Annotated in this window: 16 protein-coding genes; 11 read left to right on the top strand and 5 right to left on the bottom strand. The window is 70.6% G+C overall.

Annotated features, from left to right (window positions below; translation table 11 throughout):
- Nucleotides 1-16: 16 nt before the first annotated feature.
- Nucleotides 17-766, top strand: a complete 750-nt coding sequence (locus INT49_RS04135) for a GAP family protein (protein ID WP_193116455.1) — start codon at nucleotides 17-19, stop codon at nucleotides 764-766.
- A gap of 17 nt (nucleotides 767-783) precedes the next feature.
- Here the strand turns inward: INT49_RS04135 and INT49_RS04130 are convergent, their stop codons facing one another.
- Entirely contained in the window at nucleotides 784-1425 is a 642-nt protein-coding gene (locus INT49_RS04130) for a hypothetical protein (RefSeq protein WP_193116454.1), read from the bottom strand.
- Between the two features lie 124 nt (nucleotides 1426-1549).
- On the opposite strand from INT49_RS04130, the gene INT49_RS04125 reads away from it, so the two are divergent.
- The 5 genes from INT49_RS04125 to INT49_RS04105 all read left to right on the top strand — a co-directional run bounded on the left by INT49_RS04125 (nucleotide 1550) and on the right by INT49_RS04105 (nucleotide 7182).
- On the top strand, nucleotides 1550-2173 hold the full coding sequence (locus tag INT49_RS04125; RefSeq protein ID WP_193116453.1) for a TetR/AcrR family transcriptional regulator: 624 nt from the start codon (nucleotides 1550-1552) through the stop codon (nucleotides 2171-2173).
- A 225-nt stretch (nucleotides 2174-2398) separates the two neighbouring features.
- A complete protein-coding gene (locus tag INT49_RS04120) occupies nucleotides 2399-3445 on the top strand; it encodes a LacI family DNA-binding transcriptional regulator (RefSeq protein WP_193116452.1) in 1047 nt (348 codons plus the stop codon).
- 5 nt (nucleotides 3446-3450) lie between these two features.
- Nucleotides 3451-4737, top strand: a complete 1287-nt coding sequence (locus INT49_RS04115; protein ID WP_193116451.1) for an alpha/beta fold hydrolase — start codon at nucleotides 3451-3453, stop codon at nucleotides 4735-4737.
- A 376-nt stretch (nucleotides 4738-5113) separates the two neighbouring features.
- Complete coding sequence (locus tag INT49_RS04110) at nucleotides 5114-6457, top strand: MFS transporter (protein WP_193116450.1); 1344 nt, start codon at nucleotides 5114-5116, stop codon at nucleotides 6455-6457.
- 83 nt (nucleotides 6458-6540) lie between these two features.
- A complete protein-coding gene (locus tag INT49_RS04105; protein ID WP_193116449.1) occupies nucleotides 6541-7182 on the top strand; it encodes a TetR/AcrR family transcriptional regulator in 642 nt (213 codons plus the stop codon).
- 42 nt (nucleotides 7183-7224) lie between these two features.
- On the opposite strand, the gene INT49_RS04100 is transcribed toward INT49_RS04105, so the two are convergent.
- On the bottom strand, nucleotides 7225-8499 hold the full coding sequence (locus INT49_RS04100; protein ID WP_193116448.1) for an ATP-binding protein: 1275 nt from the start codon (nucleotides 8497-8499) through the stop codon (nucleotides 7225-7227).
- A gap of 173 nt (nucleotides 8500-8672) precedes the next feature.
- A complete protein-coding gene (locus INT49_RS04095) occupies nucleotides 8673-9659 on the bottom strand; it encodes a formylglycine-generating enzyme family protein (protein ID WP_226849712.1) in 987 nt (328 codons plus the stop codon).
- 170 nt (nucleotides 9660-9829) lie between these two features.
- On the opposite strand from INT49_RS04095, the gene INT49_RS04090 reads away from it, so the two are divergent.
- From INT49_RS04090 to INT49_RS04080, 3 genes are all read left to right on the top strand, one after another.
- On the top strand, nucleotides 9830-10252 hold the full coding sequence (locus INT49_RS04090) for an RbsD/FucU family protein (RefSeq protein WP_193116447.1): 423 nt from the start codon (nucleotides 9830-9832) through the stop codon (nucleotides 10250-10252).
- A gap of 155 nt (nucleotides 10253-10407) precedes the next feature.
- Nucleotides 10408-11775, top strand: a complete 1368-nt coding sequence (locus INT49_RS04085; RefSeq protein WP_319021507.1) for an exo-beta-N-acetylmuramidase NamZ family protein — start codon at nucleotides 10408-10410, stop codon at nucleotides 11773-11775.
- Between the two features lie 14 nt (nucleotides 11776-11789).
- Complete coding sequence (locus INT49_RS04080) at nucleotides 11790-13607, top strand: glycoside hydrolase family 3 protein (RefSeq protein WP_193116446.1); 1818 nt, start codon at nucleotides 11790-11792, stop codon at nucleotides 13605-13607.
- Between the two features lie 40 nt (nucleotides 13608-13647).
- Here INT49_RS04080 and INT49_RS04075 read toward each other — a convergent pair whose 3' ends face one another.
- Both INT49_RS04075 and INT49_RS04070 read right to left on the bottom strand, forming a co-directional pair.
- On the bottom strand, nucleotides 13648-14790 hold the full coding sequence (locus INT49_RS04075; protein WP_193116445.1) for a DUF4185 domain-containing protein: 1143 nt from the start codon (nucleotides 14788-14790) through the stop codon (nucleotides 13648-13650).
- A 146-nt stretch (nucleotides 14791-14936) separates the two neighbouring features.
- Nucleotides 14937-16193, bottom strand: a complete 1257-nt coding sequence (locus tag INT49_RS04070) for an MFS transporter (RefSeq protein ID WP_226849711.1) — start codon at nucleotides 16191-16193, stop codon at nucleotides 14937-14939.
- Between the two features lie 140 nt (nucleotides 16194-16333).
- Here INT49_RS04070 and INT49_RS04065 point away from each other — a divergent pair, with 140 nt between their 5' ends.
- Together INT49_RS04065 and INT49_RS04060 are read left to right on the top strand one after the other, a co-directional pair.
- The gene (locus INT49_RS04065; RefSeq protein WP_226849710.1) at nucleotides 16334-16897 is read left to right on the top strand and encodes a helix-turn-helix domain-containing protein; all 564 of its coding nucleotides are present in this window, start codon (nucleotides 16334-16336) and stop codon (nucleotides 16895-16897) included.
- Between the two features lie 62 nt (nucleotides 16898-16959).
- Nucleotides 16960-17847: a glycoside hydrolase family protein gene (locus tag INT49_RS04060; RefSeq protein ID WP_193116444.1), complete on the top strand. Its 888-nt coding sequence runs from the start codon at nucleotides 16960-16962 to the stop codon at nucleotides 17845-17847.
- Nucleotides 17848-17853 lie beyond the last annotated feature (6 nt).

The following is a 17853-nucleotide window of genomic DNA, read 5'->3' as shown; positions in this document are numbered from 1 at the left end:
GACCACGATGGTGGGCATGGAATCGCTCCCCGACGCCGCCGGCCCCCTGGGCCTGGTCCTGCTCGCCCTCGTGGACTCCACCTCGATGGGCACGCTGGTGATCCCCGTGATCCTGCTCGTGGTGGGTCAGGGAGGGGCGCTGCGCATCGCCGGGCGCACGCTGCTCTATCTCGCGGTGATCGGCCTCTTCTATCTGCTGCTGGGGATCGCGCTGCTGGCCGGGCTGCTCCCGCTGATCGAGTCGTTCGGGTACCTGCTCGCCTCGCCGGCGGTGATGCTCGCGCTCGCCGTGTCCGGGGTGCTGCTGGTGGTCTGGTCCTTCCGTCTGGACCCGAAGTCGGTGCGCAAGCGCGGCGGGGATCCGGAGGCGTCCGCCCGGCGCTGGACCGATCGCGCCCGACGGGCGTCCGGGCGGCCCGGTCTGCTGATCTCCCTGGCGCTGCTGGCGGGGGTGGTCGAGGCGGCCTCGATGATCCCGTACCTCGCGGCGATGGGGATCATCGCCGACATGGGGATCGGTCTGGGCGGCGGCGCCCTCGTGCTGGTGGGCTACTGCGCGGTGATGATCGTGCCGGGCGCGGGGCTTTGTGGAGTGCGCGCCGCTCTGGGTGCCCGGGCCGACGCCTTCCTGGACCGCGTGCACGAGTGGGCGGTGAAGAATGTGACCAGCGCCTTCTCCTGGGTCGTGGGCATCATCGGCGTGATCATCCTGCTCAACACGATCGGCCCCGCCCTGACCCTGCTGACCGGCGGCCAGGGCGCCTGAGATCCGGCCCCGTATGCTCAGCGCCTCAGCGTCCGGAACGTCGCCCACGCCGAGCGGGCGGAGTCCACGACGACGACCGCGGGGTCCCTGCTCGAGCGGCGCCCGGTGCCCGCGTCCTCGCCCCGACGGCCCGTGGTGACCGCGACTGTCAGCGCGAGGATGCCCAGGCCGAGAGTCGCGAACTCGACGGTCTCCCCGATCAGCCCGGCCAGGAGGGCGAGCCCCTCGTGGTCTCGCCCGGTCAGCTCATGCTCGAGCCCGGTCACGGGGACCGTCACCACGAGGCCGATCCCGAGCAGGACGGCGCCTGCGGCCAGCCAGAGGAGGGCCGTGGCCCGACCGGAACGCCGAGCACGACCAGAGCGCCCCTGCAGCGCTGCGACCGCGAGGAGCGCAGCCGCGACTCCGAGCAGGGCCAGCCGGAGCAGGGACACCTGGCTCATCAGGTCCGCCATCCCGGCGAACCCTCCGCCGTGCAGCGAGCCGAGGGGGAGTGCGCGACGGCCGAGGAAACCGACCAGCACGCCGAGCATCGCGAGCGCGCACCCGCTGAGCGCGAGGACCAGGGAGGCGCGGGGCGTGGTGCGCCGATAGACGATCAGGAGCGCCAGACCTGCCAGGGGTGCGAGCAGGCCGACGAGCTCGAGGATGCGGATCATGGACAGAGCTCCTTCGGGGACCGTGCACGGCCGACGGGATCGGCGTGTTCTCCGGTTATGGCAAGTACGTGCTAAAACAGTAGAATCAATCGCCGATTCTGGCAAGGGCGTGCTATAAAAAGGCATGCCCAAGATCGTGGACCCCGAGGAGCGTCGTCGCGCCATCGTCGAGGCCGTGTTCGTAGTCGTCGCCCGCGACGGCCTCGCACGCGCCTCCCTGCGCAGCATCGCCGCCGAGGCCCGCCTCGCGATCGGCTCCGTGCGCCACTACTGCGGCAGTCAGCAGGAGATCCGGGAGCTGGCCGTCGAGGCGCTGTCCACAGGATTCGAGGACAGGTTCCGCGCGCACCTCGCGGATCTGCCCGCCGTGCAGGCCGGGGCTCTGCCCCGTCGGGCGCTGGCGCAGCGCGCGCTCGAGGAGCTGCTGCCGCTGGACGAGCGGCGCCGATCGGAGATGGCGGTGTCGCTGGAGTTCACCGTCGCGGCGCGCACGGATCCGAGCGTCGGCCCGCAGGTCGCCCGGCTCCGTCGGGGGATGGTGATGGTCATCGCACGGATCCTCGCCGGGCTCGAGCAGGCGCAGGCGCTGCGCGACGGAGTCCAGGTGGAGGTCGAGATCGATCGCCTGGCGGCACTGCTGGACGGCCTGGCGCTGCGCGGACTGGACCCCGAGGAGCTGTCCCCCCAGCGCGCTCGGGACGTGCTCGTGCGCCACCTCGACGACATTCTGGAGCCCACGAGCCCCTGAGCGGGCCCGAGCGCGCCCGGACGGCTCGGCACCCGGGCGGGTTCCCGGCCGTGACCTGGTGCCTGCGCGGTAGCATTCGAGGGCAGCGGCCCCGCCACCGGGGCCGTCGGGTGCGGCGGACCGATGAGGGGGCAGGGCGATGGCATTCCCGCAGAGTTCCGGCGATCCCGCCCGTCCCGCCCACCCCGTCGGTCCAGGCCCCGTCGACCAGGAGGTCCTGCAGTCATGAGCAACGGCGTCACCGGCCCCACCCACCGCACGGCGGTGACCCTCTCGGACGTCGCCCGCGCGGCGGGGGTCTCCATCGCGACCGCCTCGTTCGTGCTCAGCGGCCGCGACGGCAGCCGCTCCGCCGGCTCGCCCGCCACCAAGGCGAAGGTGCGCGCGGCCGCGGAGGAGCTCGGGTACGTGCCCAACCGCAACGCTCAGGCGATGCGCACCGGCCGCGGCGGCGGCATCGTGCTCGCGCTCGGCACCCTCGGTGACCCGTGGGGCGTGCAGCTGGCCAAGCAGGTGAGGGATGATGCGCTCGAGTATGACCTGTCCACCCTGGTCCTGGCCGATGAGCGCTGGAGCGAGTACTTCTCGGGCGCCTCGGCAGACGCCGGCTTCATCACCAGCGTCGACTTCCAGGAGGACGGTCCCGAGAAGGTGCGGCGACTGGCCGCAGCCGTCCAGACCGGGATCGTCGCCTTCACGGCGAAGATGGAGCCCGAGGGGTTCGACGTCATCTCCTCGACGCCCTACTGCGCGATCGCCAAGGCCTACGCCCGGCTGCGGGCCCGCCACGAGACCGTGCACCTGCTGGCCCCTGATCTGGCGAGCCGGATCCCCGGCACGATCAACCATCCCCGAACCCTCGCCTTCCTCGATGCGGCTCAGGAGCATGGGGACGAGGCGCCCGAACGACTGCTCCGCCTCACCCCGGAGAGCGGCCGCGACACCTATCTGTCGAGCCTGGAGTGGCTGGTGGCGCCCGATCGCCCCCGCGCCGTCATCTGCTTCACCGGCTATCAGGCTGTGGCCCTCCAGTTCGCCGCCGAGCGGCTGGGCCTGAACGTCCCCGACGACCTCGAGATCATCGCCATCGGCGATGTGCCCGCAGAATCCGAGTACTTCGGCCCGATCAGCTACTACGGGGTGGACGACGTGTTCGCCCGCATCTCCGCCGTGGTGATCGACGCCGCTCGTCGGCGCGGTGAACGAGCCGGCGAGAAGCACACCTTCGACTGGGAGTTCTTCCCCGGCGCCACCACCCACCTCGACGAATGAGCCCGATGCCCTCCACCACCTGGACCCTGCCCGGCCTGCACCTGCGCGACGTCACCCTGCCGGTCCCGCTGGACCATGCCGACCCCGCCTCGCCGACCCTGGAGCTGTTCGCCCGCATCGTCGCGGAGCCCGACGGCCAGGACCGACCCTTCCTCGTCTACCTCCAGGGCGGCCCGGGATCCGAGGCGCCGCGCCCGTTGGAGGCCGGGTCCCCGCCGTGGCTCGCCCGCGCCCTGCGCGATCACCGCGTGGTCATGCTCGACCAGCGCGGCACCGGCCGCTCCACGCCCGTCGGCCTGGATGCGCCCCTGCCCGAGGGAGCGATCGACGGCGCGACCACCCTCCGCGCGGCGAGCCCTGCACAGCAGGCCGCCTATCTCACCCACTTCCGGGCCGACGCGATCGCGCACGACGCGGAGCTGCTGCGCGAGCATCTCGGGGCGTCGAGCTGGTCGCTGCTGGGGCAGTCCTTCGGTGGCTTCACCACCCTGCGCTACCTCAGCGCCCACGCCGGCAGCGTCGACAAGGCCCTGTTCACGGGCGGACTGCCGACGCTCGGCCCGGACATGGACACCGTCTACGCCACCACCTGGGACGGCATGATCGCCCGCAGCGAGCGCTACTGGGCACGTTTCCCCGGAGACCGCGATCGCCTGCGCGCCCTCTCCGATCTCGCCGCGGGCGGGCAGCTGCGCCTGGCCGACGGGCAGAGCGTGGGCGTGGAGCGCCTGCGCCGCCTGGGCCATCTGCTCGGAGCCTCCGGAGGCCAGGAACGCCTGCACTACCTGCTGGATCTCGAGCCGACATCACCGGCCTTCCTCCATGACCTCGCGGCCGCCCTGCCCTTCAGCGGCCGCAACCCGCTGTACGCCGTGATCCACGAGAGCTGCTGGGCCGACGGCGTGGCCACCCGCTGGACCGCCGACCGCATGATGCCCGAGGCGGTGCGCCAGGATCCGACCCTGCTGGGCGGTGAGCACATCCACCGCGACCTGTTCGCGGAGGACCCGGAATTCATGCCCTGGGCCGAGGCCGCCGACCTGCTCGCCGAGCACGAGTGGCCCCGGCTCTACGACGAGGACGCCCTGCGCGCGGCCGACGTGCCCGGCGCGGCCGCCGTCTACTACGACGACGCCTACGTGCCGCGCCAGTACTCCCTGGCCACGGCGGAGCTGCTCAGCGGCGTGACGCCCTGGGTGACCAGCGAGTACGAGCACAACGGCCTCCGCGCCAGCGGCGACGGGGTCATCGACCACCTCCTCGACCTCGCCACCGGCCGCCGGGCCGCCTGACCGTCGGGGCCAGCCGACGACTGGCCCGCGGTAGCCCGGGAAGCCCGGCTGTCGGGCCCAGCTGATGGTCGGCTCGGATCGATCCGGGCATACGAACTCTTGTCAGCAGGCGTGGTCTCAACTCCTCCAGGGCGTTGGTGCCACGCCTGCTGACGAAACCTCGTACCTGTTCCCTCCCGGGACACCGCCAGTGCTGTGATCCACCCCACTGCGCATCGCTGAAGTGCCTGGCCGCAGGGTTGCCACCCCACGACTTAGTGACCAGTGGTCGGTATCGGCTCGACTTATTAGTGCGATGGAACTAATAATGCTCGTCGTGGCTGCTTCGAGCGGCCGGCAATGACGCACATGCGGCACACGACGAAGGAGTCCATCCGTGACGACCCCCTCAGGCGGGACCGGTTTCGCCCCGGACCCGACCATCGACCTCCAGGGCAGCCCGAACCTGATCGGCCCCAAGCTCCCGATCCCGCACCTCGGGATCAAGCCCGAGGCCAAGCGGCCGCTCTGGTTCATCGCAGGGCTCGTGCTGGCCCAGTTCGGAATCTTCGTGGCTCTGCTCGGCCCGGCGACAGTCTCGATCCAGCTCAAGACGCAGACCCTGACCTCAGATCCTGCCGAGCAGGTCGCGATGACAGCGATGGTCATCGCCCCCGGCGCGCTCGCGGCGGTCATCTTCAATGCACTCGGGGGGCGCATCTCGGACCGCACCACCTCCGGTCTGGGCAGGCGCCGGCCGTGGATCGTCCTCGGCATCCTGGGCCTGGCACTCTCGCTGCTGCTCATCGCGCTCGCCACCGGTCCGCTGCTGATGGGCATCGGCTGGTTCCTCTCGCAGGCCTGTGCGAATCTCGCCTTTGCCGCGTACCTCGCCTCCGTCGCCGATCAGCTGCCTTCGGCGCAGTACGGCAAGACTTCCGGCATGATCGGCATCGCGCAGAACACGGCGATCATGGTCGCGACCTGGTTGAGCGCGGCATTCTCCAGCAACATGCTTCTGCTCTTCATGGTTCCCGCAGTGCTCGGCCTGATCCTGTTGTCGGTGTATGCGCTGATGCTCCCGGAGCCGGTGCTCAAGGAGAATCGCTACCCGTTCAACCTGCGGGAGCTGATCGCCACTTTCTGGACCAATCCGGTGAAGTTCCCGGACTTCGGCCTGGCCTGGTGGGGGCGCTTCCTCATCATCCTGGCGTCATACCTCTTCATCACCTTCCGACCGTTCTACATGACCAGCCATCTCGGCCTCCCTGAAGGAGAATCGGCGGTGGCCGCCGTCGCGGTCGGCGTCACGATCTATACCGTCGCCTCGATGGTCTCCGGCCTGCTGGCGGGATGGATCTCCGACCGGCTCGGGCGACGCAAGGTCATGGTCGCGATCGCGATCCTCATCTTCGGCATCGGCACCTACGGCTTGCTGCATGCCGACACCGTCACCGGTTTCTACGTGTGCGAGGCGATCATGGGTGTCGCCTACGGCATGTACCTCGCCGTCGACCTCGCCCTCGTGTTCGAGGTGCTCCCGGACCGCGAGAAGACTGGAAAGGATCTGGGTGTGTTCAATATGGCCAACGCCCTGCCTCAGTCCCTCGCCCCCGGGGTCGGTGGCTTCCTCCTGGCCAAGCTCGGCGGCGGCACGGACTTCACGGCGCTGCTCGTCGCCGCTGCGATCTCCGCGGTGGCCGGCGCGATCCTCACGATGTTCATCCGCGGCGTGAAATAGTGATCGCCTGACATCGACGGCCGGGACGGAGCGATCTGTTCCGGCCGTCCTGCTCCCACTTCCCGAAGGAGACCCCGCGACCGATGAGCGCCACCGGCCAGGACTCCCGCCCCGCCCGCCGTCGGCCCGGTCGGCCCCGCGGGCAGGACTCCGCTGTGGTGCGCGAGAGCGCGATGCGGGCGGCGATCGACCTCATCGCGCGGCAGGGCTTCGCGGCGACCTCGATGGCGCAGGTCGCGGCCGCCGCAGGGATCTCGCCGTCCGGGCTCGTCCATCACTTCCCCTCGAAGAAGGCCCTGCTCGGCGCGGTCCTCGAACACCGTGACACGGTGGACAGCTTCCCTCGGGAGGAGTTCGGGGACGGCCCCTGGGCCGATTTCGACCACCTGGTGCATGTGGCCTGGCTGAACATGGAGCGGCGCCAGCTCGTGCTCCTGTACACGACGATGATGGGGGAGGCCGCGACTTCCGAGCACCCCGCGCACGAATGGCTGAAGGGCCACTACGCAGCCGTCGTCGGGACGCTCGCCGACGCCGTCCGCGTCGCGCAGCGCGACGGTCACATGCAGCCCGACGCCCCAGCGGACCGCATCGCGCGCTCCACGGTGGCGCTGATGGACGGCCTCCAGGTGCAGTGGCTGCTGGATCCGGAGATCGACATGGAGGTGGCCCTTGGCGATCACGTCGCCGAGCTCAAGCGACGATGGAGCGCAGGCCCTGCCTGAACTATCGGCTCACGCTGGGGCTGACGGTTGGGCTCATCGCTGTCAGCCCAGGAGTGCCAGAGGCACGACAGCGACACCGTCTTTGCGGCGATAGGCGGTGGTTCCTGTCGTCAGAATGACCTTGTTCTTCAGTCGGTCCCCGATCGTGTCACCCAGCCAGTGAAGGTGGCGGACGTCGTGATCGTCGACTGAACGCGCGAGCTTGACCTCGAAAGCGATGACCGCCCCGTCGAAGCGCTCGAGGATCAGGTCGACTTCGTGATCCCCGCCCCGAGTGCGCAGATGGTAGGTCTGGGCCTCGGCGGCCGCTCCGGCACTGCGCACCGTCAGTGTCGCCAGTGACTCGAGGAGATTGCCGAACAGCTCTCCGGAGCCCTGAGTCCCGCTCAGGAGATTCTGTTCCGACACATTCAGGAGCGTGGCGGCGAGGGCAGGATCCGCGAGCTGATGTTTGGGTGCCTGGACCAGTCGCGACAGAGGTGACATCGACGGGAGCCAGGCTGGCACGGGGTCGAGGATCCAGATCTTCGTCAGCACATCGCGATAGGCGAGCGTGGTTGCCTTCGCCGGCTTGTTGCTTTCGTCGGACGTGGCAGCGTCCAAGATCTTCACGTATTCGGTCGTTGTCGACGAGGCCGCGGCATAGGCCGCCATCCATGCTCGAAGGGTTGCCGGCTTTCGAAGCGAAACGCCCTGGTCGACGATGTCTCGATCGATGATGTTCCGTACGTAGCTGTCGAGGGCGTAGCGCCGAGCTCTCTGCGAGAGGTCAGTGATATCGGGCAGCCCTGAGGAGCAGATCTCCCGCGCATAGTCCGCGAGGGTCAGATCCGTCGCCCCTGCGATCGTGACCTCGGGCTCGAAGAGGTCCTGGATGCGGACGGTCGGTGAGGTTCCTCGTCGTTCGGAGAGGCTCAGCGGTCGCTGTCGCAACGAGATGATCCGTCCGGCCCCAGAATGTGTGTCCACGCCGTCTCTGGGTGTCGCGCTCCCGGTGAGCAGGTACGTGTGGTTTGTCCTGGAGTCCACTGCTCGGCGGACCACATCCCAGACCTCCGGGAGGTGCTGCCACTCATCGATCAGAACGGTTTCGCTGCGACGGAGTTGAAAGGACGGATCGGCGGCCACGAGCTGTCGGACGGCGGGGTCGTCCAGAGGGAGGGTTGTTCCGGCGCGCCGCGAAGCGGTCGCCGTCTTCCCGACCCCTTTGGGGCCGTCGACGGCAATAGCTGCCAGCTCTGGCAGCAGAGCGTCCAATTCATCGTCCACGTACCGCCGTAGATAGCCGGTGGTCGATGACGTGTCGTCGAGCGCCATGGATCTCCTCCCAACACGTCGCTAGCAGGTGCTACGGTTCATAATAGTCCTCTTGCCAGGCATCTACTAGTCCTCTTGCCAGGCATCTACTAGCCCTCTTGCCAGGCATCTACTAGCCCTCCTGCCGGGCATGAGGGTAGATCCTCCCGGAATCGGGACATGCCGCAGCATGTTCAGGCATCGGCCGCGAGGCGGAATCCCTTGTTGCCGCTCGCGTCCTCCGCGGCCGTCGAGCTGCGGGCCGCGACCCGGTAGCGGTTGCAGTACGAGTCGTGGCACAGGTATGAGCCGCCGCGCATCACCCGCACGTCACCGTCGAGCGAGGGCGCATCGCCGGTGGACCAGGTGTCGCTGCACCACTCCCACACGTTCCCCGCCACCTCGTACAGCCCGAACCCGTTGGGCGGGAACGACCGCACCGGCGCCGTCGCGAGATAGCCGTCCTCCAGCGTGTTGCGCACGGGAAAGGCGCCCTGCCAGATGTTGCAGCGATGCTCCCCGCCCGGCGTGAGCTCATCACCCCAGGCGAACCGTGCCTGGTCCAGGCCGCCGCGGGCCGCCTTCTCCCATTCGGCCTCCCGGGGCAGACGCATCCCGCACCAGGTCGCGAACGCCTCCGCGTCCCGCAACGAGACGTGCACGACGGGGTGATCGGCTCGCTCAGCGACATCGGATCCAGGACCTTCGGGCTGGTCCCACCGGGCCCCGTCGACCGCTCGCCACCAGGGGGTGCCGGGCGGCTTGCGGCTCGCGCGGCGCAGCTCCTTCTCCAGTAGCGGGGCGAACACGAACGACCAGCCGAACTCCTCCGCCTCGGTGACATATCCGGTCTCGTCGACGAAGGCCGCGAACTCCGCGTTGGTCACGCAGGTCGGATCGATCCGGAAGGCCGGGACGTCGACCGTGCGCACCGGGGACTCGCCGTCGCCGGGGTTGCGGTCGCGGTCCTCCGAGCCCATCCGGAACGGCCCGGCAGGGATCGCGACGGCGCGATCGGCGCGGCCGCGCACCTCCGCGACGGGCGCCGCCCACGGGTGCGGCCCCTGATCGGCGGGGTCCCCGAGGTGTGAGGGTGCGGCCGACGGCATCTCGACCGCGCTCCGGCCGGCGCTGCAGCAGGCGGTCGGAGTCGCAGGAGCGGGGTGCTCGATTTCGTTCATGCCAGGTCTCTCTCCGTCAGTGAGGTCCGTCCAGCGGCGTCGTTGACACGCCGTCAAGCCAGTCCATACGGTATCCGGACCTGCTGTGGCGCGGGCCGGGACCAGCACCGACGGCGAGGTCGCCGCGAACTCGGCGTCCGCCCGCCCCACCCTCCCGAAAGGCCCCACCCATGCTCACCGGCATCGACCCCCTGCTCACCGGAGACCTGCTGCGGATCCTCGATCACATGGGGCACAACGACACCCTGCTGATCGCCGACGCGCACTATCCCTCCCATGCGATGGGGGCGCCCGTGATCGACCTGGCGGTGAGCTCGCCCGAGGCGGTGCGCGCCGTGCGCACCGTGCTGCCCGTGGATATGTACGAGGGCCCCTCGGTCACGCTCATGACGCCGGAGCCCGGCACCGGTGAGGAGGTGCAGGCACAGCTGCAGGAGTCCGCGGCGGCCCGGACCGACTGTCTCGAGTGGATCGACCGTTTCGACTTCTACGAGCGGGGCCGGAGCGTCTTCGCCGTGCTGCGCACCCTGGAGACCCGCAAGTACGGCTGCGTCATGCTGCGCAAGGGCGTGGTGGGGGACGACGAGGGCTGAGCGCGTGTGACGGTTGTCACCGGGTCGCTTCGTTGTTAGCGTCGGGGCTCCGAGCAGAGCGCCGAAAATCGTTTCGGTGGATGCCGCACGACGTGGTGCGGACCCCTCCGCCCTGCACGGGACCAGATCCGACGACGATGACGGAGGACCGCGACGTGTCGCACCCTGCCCCTCAGCCCCGCGCTCAGACCATGCACGACCGCACCGGGCAGGAGGGGAAGAGACCAGGTCGCCGCCGCGTCCTGGCCTCGCTCGGCGCCCTCCCCGCGGGCGCCGTGCTCGCCACGGCCGGAGCTGCCCAGGCGGCCCCCGCCGGCACGGGGAAGGGCTCCGGCTCGGGCGATTTCGCCCTCGGCGTCGAGAACCTCCTCGCCCCGGAAGCCCTGGAGTCGCTGCGCGACGCGCGCGTCGGCCTGATCACCAACCCCACCGGCGCCGACCAGCAGCTGCGCTCCACGATCGACCTCCTGGTCGAGGCGCAGGAGGGCGGCGGCTACACGATGGCCGCGCTGTTCGGGCCCGAGCATGGGGTGCGCGGCGCGGAGCCGGCCGGCGGCTCCGTCGGCGACTACATCGACGAGAAGACGGGCCTGCCGGTGCGCTCTCTCTATGGAGCCACTCAGAAGCCCACCCCGGAGATGCTCGCCGACGTGGATGTGCTGGTCTTCGACATCCAGGACATCGGCGCGCGCTTCTACACCTACATCTGGACCCTCTACTACGCGATGGAGGCGGCCGGTGAGAACGACAAGCGCTTCGTGGTGCTGGACCGCCCTAACCCGCTGGGCACCGACATCGAGGGCTTCGTGCTCGAGCCGGAGCTGTCCAGCTTCGTGGGCCTGAAGGAGATCCCGCAGACCCACGGCCTGACCGTCGGCGAGCTCGCCTCCATGTTCAACGGCGAGTTCCTGGGCAAGGCCCTGGACCTCGAGGTGATCGAGATGAGCGGCTACGACCCCGAGGCTCCGCCGTCGGCCGATCTGCCCTGGGTGCTGCCCTCCCCGAACATCCCCACCCCGGATACGGCCGTGGTCTACGCGGGCACCGGCCTGATCGAGGCGATCAACATCTCCGAGGGCCGCGGCACCACCACGCCGTTCCTGTGGTTCGGCGCCCCCTTCATCACCGAGGCCCAGGTCGACGCGATCATCGCGGACCTGCAGGCCGCGGAGCTGCCCGGTGTGCTCTACCGCCCCATGTTCGCCACGCCCGCCAGCTCCAAGCACGCCGGCGAGTTCTGCGGCGGCCTGCAGCTCCACGTCACCGACGCCGCGGCCTACGAGCCGGTGCGCACCGGCATCCATGTGCTCGCCGCCCTGTTCGCGAACGTCGACGAGGTCGATTGGCGCGAGGGGGAGGACTGCCGCACGGAGGACGACGTCTGCTGGATCGACAAGCTCTCCGGCACCAAGCGCACCCGCGCGATGCTCGAGGCGGGCGACGGCGCGCAGGCCATCGTCGCCGCCTGGCGCCGCGAATCCCGCCGCTTCGAGGCCACCACCCAGCGTTACCGCCGCTACTGAGCAGGAGAGCTCCCATGACACCCGAGAACAGCAGTCCCCGCAGTCCCAGCACATCCACCAGTCCCGTCCTGTCCCGTCGCGCCTTCGCCGTGGCCCTGGCCGGCGGTGCCGTCGCCCTCCCGGCCGCCGCCCATGCCGCTCCTGCCGGGCGCGGCAACGAGACCGCACGGATCGACGAGCTGATGGCCGGCATGAGCCTGGACCAGAAGATCGGCCAGCTCTTCGTCGCCGTCGGCTACGGCTCCGCGGCCGACGAGCCCCACGACTCGAACACCTCCACGACCGGCGTCGACACCATCGCGGACATCGTGCGCACCCATCACGTGGGCGGGCTGATCTACTTCACCTGGAGCGACAACCTCCAGGACATCGAGCAGATCGCGACCCTGTCCAATGACGTCCAGGCCGCAGCCCTGGACTCCGGCGGCATCCCGCTGATCATCAGCGCCGACGAGGAGCGCGGGGTCGTCTACCGGCTGCCCGCCCCGGCCACCCCGCTGCCCGGCGAGATGGCTCTGGGCGCGACCGGCTCGCGGGCCCACGCGCGCAAGGCCGGGGACATCGTGGGTTCCGAGCTGCGGGCCGCCGGCCTCCACCAGGCCTTCGCCCCGGTGGTCGACGTGAACATCGAGGCGCAGAACCCGGTGATCGGGGTGCGCTCCCTCGGTGCGGACCCCGCGGCCGTCGCCCGCCTGGGCGCCGCCCAGATCAAGGGCCTGCAGGGGGCGAACTGCTCCGCCGCCGCGAAGCACTTCCCCGGCCACGGCGACACCGCGACGGATTCCCACCTGGGGCTGCCCGTCATCGACCACACGCGCGAGGAGCTCGACGCGATCGACCTCCCGCCCTTCCTGGCCGCGATCGACGAGGGCGTGGACGTCATCATGACCGCCCACATCGTGGTCCCGGCACTCGACGACTCGGGCCGACCCGCCACCCTCTCGCACCCGATCCTCACCGGACTGCTGCGCGAGGAGCTCGGCTACGAGGGCGTGATCGTCACCGATTCGCTCGCCATGGAGGGCGTGCGCACCCTGTTCGGCGACGACCGGGTGCCGGTCGAGGCGATCCTCGCCGGCGCCGATCAGATGCTCATGCCGCCCGATCTCGTGGTCGCGATGGACGGCGTGCGCGAGGCGGTCGCCTCGGGGGAGATCACCGAGGAGCGCGTGGAGGAGTCGGTACGCCGGATCCTCGCCCAGAAGCTGCGCCGCGGGCTGTTCGACGAGGTCCAGGTCGATGCCGCGACGGCCGCCTCGACGATCGGCACGAAGCGCTCGGTGGGAAGCGCCCAGGCGATCGCCGATGACGCGGTCACCCTGATCACGGACGACTCCGGGATCCTGCCCCTCGCCGCCGGCTCCACGGTGCTGGTCACCGGGGTCGGCACCGCTGCGAAGCTCAATGTGGCCGTGGCCGCCCTGCGTGAGCACGGGCTGGAGGCGAACTCCCTGGTCATGCTCAGCGACGGTCGCACGATGACGGCGGGCGCCGAGGCAGAGGCCGAAGCGGCCGCCCGCGGCGTCGACGCGGTGCTCGTGTTCACCTCGTCCTCGGGATTCACCACCCCCGCCTCGCAGGTCGCGACGGTCGAGAAGCTCGCCGGGGGAGACGTCCCTGTGCTGCACGCCTCGCTGCGCAATCCCTACGACGTGGTGCACGTCGGCGAGGTCGCGGCGTCGATGGCCGCCTACGGCAACTCCGACTGCAACCTCCGGGCCGTGGCCGGCGTGGTCGCGGGCGCCGTGAACCTCCGCGGGAAGCTCCCGGTCGCGATCCCCACGGCCGACGGCACGGGGGAGGCGTTCCCGCTCGGGCACGGCCTGCGCTGACAGACGGTCCACTGGCAGCATGAGGGCGCTGCGGGGCGGTTCAGCCCTCCCCGCAGCGCCGTCCCAGGGGGTCCTCGATGCGGAACTGCTCCACGTGATACGGCCAGTCCGGGCCGGTGCGCCACTGCGAGCACACCAGGTGCATGACCTCGAGCGTGGAGCCCGGCACGATGAAGGGCCCGTACAGCTGGGCGACGACGTCGTGCGCCTCCTCGCCCCAGTCGCCGCCGTGCAGCAGGGTCGAGGGTGTCGCGCCCGCGATCGCGATGGGGGAGTCGGCGGCGAGGACGTCCACCCGGTAGTTCCCGGCGTCGAAATAGGTGAGGACCCACTGGTCCTCCACGAGCCGCAGGCACATCTCGCCGATCGCGCCGTCCAGCACGGTGACCCCGTCGCCGCCCCAGGTGCCGTCGCCGCTGAAGGTCTCGTACGCCTCGGGGTCCAGGATCGAGCCGGCCTCGACCCGTGAGAGGATCACGCCCTTGTCCCGCTGGAAGCCCGTGGTCAGCAGATACACGAAGCCGTCCTCGGGGTGGGTCGACCAGGTGCACTGCTGCATGAGCCCGCCTGCGTGGTCGCCGGGGAACATCTCCGCGGTGCGCTCCCAGCTCTTCCCGGAGTCCTCGGAGGTCCAGATCTCGGTGCCGGCGACGGTGCCGAAGCCGTGGTTGACCATCATCCACAGGTACATCGTCTCGCCCACGGTGAGCACGTCCCCGGGCAGGATCGTGGAGACCGGGTCCTCGTCGTGCTCGTAGGGCACGAGCTGCTCGGCGATCTCCCCGCCGACGGCGGAGGTCCAGGAGATCCCTTCGTCCAGAGGATGGTCGGGATCGGCGAAGAGGCCGACGGGGGAGCGCCAGAAGCCACCTCCCACCACGGGCTCCTCGAAGGTGTCGCCGAAGACGAACAGGATCCGTCCATCGGGAGCCACGGCGGGGGCGCCGAGATCCGTGGCGGCCATGCGGAAACGGTCGGTCACCCCGGGGCCCGTGATCGGCGGCATCCGCTCGATGCGGGGGCAGGCCTCCGCCGGGACGGGGCCGAAGGACGAGTCCTTCTCGGTGGCGGCGGTGCCGGCGTCGGGCACCTCCTCCGCGCCGCAGGCGGCCGCCGTCGTCGTCGTCGCGCCGAGCCCGGCCAGGGCTGCGGACCCGTGCAGGAAGGTGGAACGGGACAGCATGGCGGACCTCCTCGGGTCCTCGGTGCCCCCGCACGGCGGCGTGCGGGGTCGTGATCGTCTCGGAGCTCCTCGACGACGAAAGCTGGAGGATCACGCAGGTTCTCCGACCACCCTACGGAGTCACCGGGACGTCAGCAATCGTGTACTCACACCGAGCTGCCGACGGGCTCCTCGGTCGCGTCGGACTCGCGCACCGCGTCCGTCCGCAGCGCATCGTGAGCACGCAGCGCGTCGGCCTCGCGGGCGAGGCGGCGCCGGCGCCCCTGCACCCAGGCCCGGGTGAACACGCCGCCGGCGAGCAGCAGCACCGCGCCCATCAGGGCGATGACCACGGTGAACGTGGCCTCGAGCGAGACCAGGGAGATCAGCGCGCTGGAGAGGATGATGCCCAGCGCGCTCGCGGTGCGCAGCTGCGCGAAGACCTCGGCGCGGTGCTCGGGCTCGACCAGGCGATCCAGGACCAGCGAGTAGTAGGTCGCCAGCGGGGCGAGCACGGAGCCCACGAGCAGGGCGCCCACGACGGTGGCGGTCACCGAATGGCCCAGCCCCACGGAGGCGACGCCGAGACCGGTCACGGCGAGCCAGGCGAGCACGGTGCGCCGGCGGGGCACGCGGTTGCGCACGCTCACCCAGATCCCGCCGCAGATCGAGGTCACGCACAGGGCCACGGGGAACACGACGCCCCAGGCGGCCGGCAGGCCGAAGGAGACGGCCATCGAGACCGCGCCGATCTCGATCGCGGAGATCGCGGCCGCGCTCGCCGCTGCGCACACCAACCACAGGGCGATGATCGGGGTCAGGCGCAGGCGGCTGCGACGGTGCTCCGGGCCGGGAGCGGTGGCGCTCGCGACGCGGGGCAGCAGGAACAGGGGCCCGACGCCCAGCAGCACCATCGCCCAGACGGCGGCCTGGGGAGAGATCCCGCCGAGTGCGGCCGCGAGCACGGGCGAGGCCACGAAGGTCACCTCGTTCAGGGTGGCGGCGACGCCGAGGGCGCGCGGCAGGCGCGAGACGGGCACGAGGTGGTTGAGCACGGCACGCAGGGTCCCGAAGGCCGCGCCGTTGACCAGGCCGACCGCGGCCGCACCGCCGACCACGAGGGCGAAGGGGGCGTCGGTCGCGGCGAGCACCGCGATCCCGACCAGGGCGAGGGCGCGCAGGCCGATGAGCGTGCGCACGAAGGGGAGCGGCGAGAAGCGGCGGCCGAAGCGGGTGATCGGCACGGCGCCGATCACCTGGGCGAGGGTCATCGCGAGCATCATCGCGGCACCGCTGGCGGCATCCCCGGTCAGCGGCAGCGCGATGAGCGCGAAGGCGATCGGGGCGGCGGCCTGCGGCACGGCGAAGAGCCCGGAGGAGGCGAACCAGCGCAGCAGGCGCACATCGGTGGTGGGGCGACGCATGGGTGTCCTCCTTCGGAGTGGTGTGGACGAGCGCGCAGGGCGAGCGCAGAGGATGGCGAGCCCGCTCGCTATGAGCAACATAGTGCTCATCGACCAGGATGCGCAATATAGTTCCCATCACTCCCGCTAAGCTCGTCGCCATGACCGGAGGAATGCGCCCCGCCGTCGTCGAGCAGCTCGGCGACCGCATCCGTGCGGCCCGCCAGGAGCTCGACCTCAGCGTCGCCGCCCTGGCCGAGCGCAGCGACGTCAGCCGCCGCATGCTCACCCAGATCGAACTGGGCCAGGCCAACCCTTCCGTCTCGACCCTGGATCGCGTGGCCGCCGGGCTGGGGACCACCTTCGCCGCGCTCATGGGAGTGGGCGCCGACGCCCCGCCCGACGGGGTCGAGGTGTGGTCCACCGAGGGCGGCAGCTGGTCCGTGCTGCTCGATGCGATCGACACCGAGGGCCTCTCCGTCGAGACCTGGAAGTGGAAGCTGGTGGGCGAGGACCAGCGGCCCAACGGCTCCGGCGTGCCCTCGCCGGGTGTCATGATCCACGTGATCGACGGCGCCCTGGAGATCGTGTGCGGCGAGGATGTGCAGGTCATCGAGGCCGGCGGCTCCGGTCGTGTGATCACCGACCAGGAGTACGTATACCGCGCCCGCGACGCCCAGGGCGCCGTGTTCACCTCGGTCGCGCTGCAGTCCCGCGCCGGTTAGGGTCGGCGGAGGCAGGAGCTGCTGCTTCCGCCGCGACCGCACCCGCTCGATGAGGAGCCCCTGTGCCCGCACCTCCTGCGCCCACGAACCCCGCCCCCGCAGCACCCGTCCGCCTGGTCCCCGGCGAGAAGCGGCGCCTGCTCGACGCCTCCCCGCGCCCGGAGGAACCCTGGTACGTCAACGACCACACGCTGATCCGTGCCGCCGACGGCACCTGGCACGCCTTCGGCATCTGGCACCCCGAGCCCGCCGACCCGCTGCACGAGGACCTCTTCCTCCACGCCACCGCAGCAGACCTCGAGGGCGCCCCCTGGACGGTCCACGACTCTGTCCTCCCCGCACGGCCGGATCTCGGCGAGACCCACGTCTGGGCCCCGCACGTGATCGAGCATGAGGGTCGCTACTGGATGTTCTACGCCGGAGGCACCGCCGACCACACCTCCTACCGGTTGACGCTCGCGACCAGCGAGGACCTGTTCAGCTGGACCCGCCACGAGCCGCCGCTGTTCACCGACGGCTTCGACGCTCGAGATCCCATGGTGATCCGCGACGGCGTGCGCTGGCTGCTGTACTACACGCGCACCTCCGCGCCGGACGGTGGCTTCCACGAGGTCGCCGTGCGCACCTCCGAGGACCTCCTGACCTGGTCCGAGCCTGTCGTCGCCTATCGCTCGACGCAGTCGGGGACCGTGGGCGGCCCCACCGAATCGCCCTTCGTGATCCGTGCCGGCGAGGGCTGGGTGCTGTTCGTCTGCGAGTCCACCCAGTACGACAGGACCCTCGCCTACTACTCCACCGATCCGCTGCACTTCGAGGACTCCGGCTCCCTCGACGTCGACCTCGACGAGCACTGCGCGGAGATCGTCGTGGACGGACCGCGCACCTGGACCACCGGCGGCGGCTGGGGGAGGGGCGGGCTCACCATCCGCCCGCTCGAGGTGCGGACCTGAGGGGCT

Origin of the sequence: Brachybacterium tyrofermentans, assembly GCF_014897585.1 — a bacterium.
Lineage (GTDB): Bacteria > Actinomycetota > Actinomycetes > Actinomycetales > Dermabacteraceae > Brachybacterium > Brachybacterium tyrofermentans.
The sequence above is the reverse complement of the archived record's forward strand: the minus strand, read 5'-3'. Positions and strand labels throughout refer to the sequence as shown.

Bases quoted from the DNA above. Each gene is read 5' to 3' on its own strand.
- INT49_RS04135 (WP_193116455.1), top strand. From the start codon at position 17: ATGGAATCGCTCCCCGACGCCGCCGGCCCCCTGGGCCTGGTCCTGCTC.
- INT49_RS04130 (WP_193116454.1), bottom strand. From the start codon at position 1,425: ATGATCCGCATCCTCGAGCTCGTCGGCCTGCTCGCACCCCTGGCAGGT.
- INT49_RS04125 (WP_193116453.1), top strand. From the start codon at position 1,550: ATGCCCAAGATCGTGGACCCCGAGGAGCGTCGTCGCGCCATCGTCGAG.
- INT49_RS04120 (WP_193116452.1), top strand. From the start codon at position 2,399: ATGAGCAACGGCGTCACCGGCCCCACCCACCGCACGGCGGTGACCCTC.
- INT49_RS04115 (WP_193116451.1), top strand. From the start codon at position 3,451: ATGCCCTCCACCACCTGGACCCTGCCCGGCCTGCACCTGCGCGACGTC.
- INT49_RS04105 (WP_193116449.1), top strand. From the start codon at position 6,541: ATGAGCGCCACCGGCCAGGACTCCCGCCCCGCCCGCCGTCGGCCCGGT.
- INT49_RS04100 (WP_193116448.1), bottom strand. From the start codon at position 8,499: ATGGCGCTCGACGACACGTCATCGACCACCGGCTATCTACGGCGGTAC.
- INT49_RS04095 (WP_226849712.1), bottom strand. From the start codon at position 9,659: ATGAACGAAATCGAGCACCCCGCTCCTGCGACTCCGACCGCCTGCTGC.
- INT49_RS04090 (WP_193116447.1), top strand. From the start codon at position 9,830: ATGCTCACCGGCATCGACCCCCTGCTCACCGGAGACCTGCTGCGGATC.
- INT49_RS04080 (WP_193116446.1), top strand. From the start codon at position 11,790: ATGACACCCGAGAACAGCAGTCCCCGCAGTCCCAGCACATCCACCAGT.
- INT49_RS04075 (WP_193116445.1), bottom strand. From the start codon at position 14,790: ATGCTGTCCCGTTCCACCTTCCTGCACGGGTCCGCAGCCCTGGCCGGG.
- INT49_RS04070 (WP_226849711.1), bottom strand. From the start codon at position 16,193: ATGCGTCGCCCCACCACCGATGTGCGCCTGCTGCGCTGGTTCGCCTCC.
- INT49_RS04065 (WP_226849710.1), top strand. From the start codon at position 16,334: ATGACCGGAGGAATGCGCCCCGCCGTCGTCGAGCAGCTCGGCGACCGC.